Annotated in this window: 5 protein-coding genes; all 5 read left to right on the top strand. The window is 69.1% G+C overall.

Annotation, left to right across the window (positions count from 1 at the left end; all coding sequences use genetic code 11):
* A partial coding sequence (locus QZT59_RS19120) for a glycosyltransferase family 1 protein (RefSeq protein WP_290819559.1) occupies positions 1-399 on the top strand: 399 nt, incomplete at its 5' end.
* Between the two features lie 62 nt (positions 400-461).
* Positions 462-2,522, top strand: a complete 2,061-nt coding sequence (locus QZT59_RS19115; RefSeq protein WP_290819557.1) for a glycosyltransferase family 39 protein — start codon at positions 462-464, stop codon at positions 2,520-2,522.
* A gap of 211 nt (positions 2,523-2,733) precedes the next feature.
* A complete protein-coding gene (locus QZT59_RS19110; RefSeq protein ID WP_290819555.1) occupies positions 2,734-3,270 on the top strand; it encodes an ArsR family transcriptional regulator in 537 nt (178 codons plus the stop codon).
* Between the two features lie 2 nt (positions 3,271-3,272).
* Complete coding sequence (locus tag QZT59_RS19105; RefSeq protein WP_290819553.1) at positions 3,273-3,704, top strand: hypothetical protein; 432 nt, start codon at positions 3,273-3,275, stop codon at positions 3,702-3,704.
* Positions 3,705-3,766: 62 nt separating this feature from the next.
* Positions 3,767-4,388 (top strand): GNAT family N-acetyltransferase (locus QZT59_RS19100; RefSeq protein WP_290819551.1); only part of this gene is annotated, 622 nt, incomplete at its 3' end.

The raw sequence follows: 4,388 nt of genomic DNA, 5'->3' as shown, positions 1-4,388 counted from the left end.
GCCGAGGCGATCGACGATCGCGAGAACGTCAGACACCTCGGCTACGTCCCGGCCGAAGACCTCCCCGCCCTCTACCGCACCGCGACGGCGTTCGTCTACCCGTCGCTGTACGAGGGGTTCGGCCTGCCGCCGCTGGAGGCGATGGCGTGCGAGACGCCGGTCGTGGCGTCCGAGGCCGCCTCGATCCCCGAGGTCGTCGGCGACGCGGCGCTGCTCGTCGATCCTCGAGACGCCGACGAGATCGCGAGCGCGCTCGAACGCGTCCTCACCGACGCGAAACTGCGCGACGAGTTGATCGACGCCGGACGAGCGCGAGCGCGAGCGTTCTCGTGGCGGACGTCCGCGCGGCGACTGGCCGACGTGTTCGAGGAGGTCGCCGCCGAGCGCCGACGAACCTGAGCGACGGCGCGCGACCGCGGTGCCGGGGCGCACCCGTCTCCGACGACCACGACACCCCTCCGATGTCCACGACAGTTCGAAACCCTCGTCTCGACCGCACGCTCGACGCGGCGCGGCTCCTCGCCGCCGTCGCGACGGGAGCGGTGGCGCTGTACGCGGCGGCCGTCGCCGGCTTCGCCGACGAACCCGTCGCGTCCGCCCGTCCGTTCGGATTCCTCGGGGCGGCGACGCTGCTGGCGTACGCGAACCTGTTCCTGGTGACGACGGACCGCCCGGCGAGAGCGGTCCGCGCCGCGGGCCGCGTCCTCGTCGTCGGTACGGTGGTCCTCGCCTGCGTGCTCCCGTGGACCGAGTCGTTCGCGGGCTACGCGGGGTGGACCCTGCTCGCCGGTCTGTCGTTCGTCGGCTCGCTCTACGTCAGGCGGGAATTGCGCGAAGAGCCGGTCTTCCTGGTCCCGAGCTGGGAGCGGATCTCCCGCGGACCGGTCACGGCCTACACCGTCGGGCTCGCGCTCGCGACGGCCTGGGGAGCGTTCCTGATCTTCGACGGGCTCGGCGCACACAGCTTCTTCCACGACGAGCAGTGGCACGCGGAGGTCGCGATGAGCGTCCTGGAGACGGGCGAGTTCGCGCGCTGGAACTTCGTCGCCGAGGAGCCCGGCGAGGCCTACCGGCGGGGCTACCTCGTCAACGCGGTCGGTGCGGGCCTCGCGGCGCTGTTCGGCTACGACGAGTTCACCCTGCGGGCGTTCCCCGCCGCCATCGGCGTCGCCACGATCCCGCTGGTCTACCTGTTCGTCAGGCGGTTCACGAGCCGCGACGTCGCCCTGGCGGTCACCGTCGCCGTCGTCTCGAACGTCGTCGTGATCTTCTTCTCGCGCTTTCTCCGGCCGTACACGGTCTTCGTCTTCGCCTACCTGGCGACGCTCTACCTCTTCGACGTCGCCGTCGACGAGCTGCGCCTCGCGCGGTACCGCCGGGCCGGCCTCGCCCTCCTCGCCACGGCCGCCGCGCTGGGCGTCGCGATGCAGGCCGCCCAGTTCGCCAAGATCGCCCTCGCGCTGCTCCCGCTCGCCGCGGTCGTTTACCTCGCGTTCGATCCCGAACTCAGGCGGTCGGTCCGCGCGGCGCCGAAAGCGGCCGCGGCGCTCGTCGTCGCCTTCCTCGCCGCGCTCGTCGTCCTGGGCGCCCCCGGCGAGCTGCAGGCGCTCCCGCGCCAGACGACGGAGTTCCTCTCGCTCTCGCGGGTCGACCGGCCGACGACGACGTACGTCCACTACCTCTTCGAGCGCTACGTGAAGTTCGAGGCGGCGTTCGTGGGACTCTTCGTCGCGGGCGCGGGCGCCCTCGCCGTCATTGCAGGGCGAGAACGCGATCCGAAGCCGCTGGTCTTCCTGCTGTACGCGCTCGTCCCGCTGATCGTGATGAGCTACCTCTTCGATCACTTCACGGATCCGCGCTACGTCTTCTACGTGATTCCGTTCGTCTTCGGGGTCGCGATGGTCCCGCTGGCGCTCGCCGTGCGCGTCGCCACCGACGTCGTCGCGATGCCCTCGGCGCGAGCGCCGCTGATCGTCCTCCTCGTGGCCTCGCTCGTCGTCTTTCCGCTGTCGCCGATCGCGGCGCCGGGAGACGGCGGGTACGCCATGCAGGCGCCCGCCGAGTGGGAGCACGAGGACGCGAGCCAGCTCCTCCACGAGCGCGCCGCGCCGCCCGACTACCGGACCGCCTACGGCTGCGTCAACGAGGTCGTCGAACCCGGCGACGTCGTTATCTCGACCGGTCGGTTCGAGACGGCCTACGTCGATCCCCAACCCGGAGTCGAGTACTACCAGTTGCCGTGGAACGATCGGGGGGCGACCGACCTCCGGACCGGCGAGGTCGAGCCGTTCTTCGACGTCGTCGAAGACGAGGACGTCGAGAACGTCTACGTCGTCTCCACGTACGTCCACATGGTCGACGGGGAGGTCGTCGACTGGCTGCTCGCCGAGACCGACGACCTCTCGGCCGAGATCGGGATCGAGCCGTTCTACTACAGCGGGCTCCACGCCGAGCACGACCTGCGCTGGCCGTCGGTTCGACACGCCGGGCAGCAGGCGCCGGACGTCGGCGCGTGCGGGTAAGCTACTCGGCGACCGTGGCTCGCGGTCGTCTCCGTGCCCACGATCGCTTTCTCCCCCGTATTCGTCTGCCCAGTCCGAATCAGACGAGGGACTGGCCAGCCCGATCCTGACGAGGATCGAGCGAATTCTATCGCCGGCTCTCGGGATTCAATTGTGCCTCAACAATTCTACCCGGAGATAGTCTTATTGAGCTACGCCGGGAACGACCGGTATGGCCGATGACGAACCCGGCGTCGACGCACCCGGCGTCGACGCGTGGAAAGCGCGCACGAGCGCGTTCGACAGAGTTCAGTCGGTCGCGAGCACCGTCTCGCGACCGCAGTCCGCGACGGACATCGCGGCCGAAGCGCACGTGGCGGAAAACACCGCGCGAGACCACCTCGAGCGCCTCGTGGAGATAAACGTCCTCCTGAAACGCGATCGAGAAGGAACGGCCGTCTACGCGCCGGACCCCCTCCACACCCGGATGCAGACGCTCCGCGATCTACTCGATACCCACGACCACGAGGGGCTCCTTCGGCTGAAAGCCGAACTCCTGGATCGGATCGAGGAGTGGCGCGAGGAGTACGAGGTCGGGTCGCCCGAGGAACTTCGCGAGCGCGGTGCCGACGCGGACGACGCGACGGAGACTCGGGAGATCCTGCGGGCCGCGAGCGACTGGGAACTCGTCGCGTACCGCCTCGGGATCGTCGAGGACGCCATCGAAAACTACGCGACGTACAGTCGCGAGAACCGCGCGTCCGCATAGGGATGGGGCCCGCAGACAGTTCGTACGACCCGGCAGAAGCGTCCCACCGGGCGCTCCGCGGGATCCAGCGTGAACTCGAACGGCATCCGGCGATCGATTCGGTGCGCGGGTTTCCGTCCGGCGAGTACACCCGGGTTGTCGCACGCGTCGCGACGGACCGCCTGGACGTCGCCGGCGACGACGCGACGCTTACGGTACGCTGGTTCGCGGGCGAGTCCCCCGACGCTCCGCCCGAGTTCTCGTTTCACTACAGCGACGAGACGGGCGACTTCGGATGGCATCACGAACCGAACCCGCACGTCGACGGATGGGGCCACTTTCAGGACCGGGCGGTCGACGAGAACGACTACGCGTACGAACCGCACGGGTTCTCCTCGAACAATCCGACGCGAGTCGTCTGGGAGGTCACGTCGCTCCTGATGGAACGGCTGTAGGCCGGGGACGCGCGTCGACGTCGACCGAATAACCCTTACCGACGAGTGTTCACGTTACTCACATGTTCCCGGAGCGACTCGAAACGGACCGCCTCGTCCTCGAGCGGCTCTGCCACGAGAACGTCGACGCGTTCGAGCTGTACGAGTGCTTCGCCGACGGTGACGAAACCCGGGACGTCTTCGAGCACGTGCCCCAGCGTCCGTACCGGGTTCCGATGGAAGCCCGGGAACGGATCGACGACGCCGAAGAATCGTGGGCGGATCGCGAGGCGGCCGAGTACGCGGTCCGCCCCGGGCCCGGCGAGGAGGGCGCCGGCGAACTCGCCGGCGTGACGGGGCTGTTCTGCGATTGGGAGCGGCGGACGGGCGGGCTCGGCCTCATCCTCGCCGAACCCTTCTGGGGCAGGGGATACTCGGGCGAACGGGCGGCGGCGCTGCTCGAACTCGCCTTCGACCGCCTCGGGGTCGAGCTCGTCTCTGTGGGGTACAACGAGGGCAACGAGAAGTCCGAGCGGGCCATCGAGAAGTACGTCGACGCCCACGGCGGTCGGTACGAGGGCGTGATCCGGAACAGCGTGCCCATGAACGGGGAGATCGACGACTTCCACCGGTACACGATTACGCGCGAGCAGTACGGGGACGCGATCGACGACGAGGATCCGATCGACGACGAGGATCCGATCG

It is taken from the genome of Halovivax sp., from assembly GCA_007119345.1.
Taxonomy (GTDB): Archaea; Halobacteriota; Halobacteria; order Halobacteriales; family Natrialbaceae; genus Halovivax.
This window is presented reverse-complemented; position numbering and strand designations above follow the sequence as displayed.

Coding starts and splice junctions, on each gene's coding strand:
- QZT59_RS19115 (WP_290819557.1), top strand. CDS start 462: ATGTCCACGACAGTTCGAAACCCTCGTCTCGACCGCACGCTCGACGCG.
- QZT59_RS19110 (WP_290819555.1), top strand. CDS start 2,734: ATGGCCGATGACGAACCCGGCGTCGACGCACCCGGCGTCGACGCGTGG.
- QZT59_RS19105 (WP_290819553.1), top strand. CDS start 3,273: ATGGGGCCCGCAGACAGTTCGTACGACCCGGCAGAAGCGTCCCACCGG.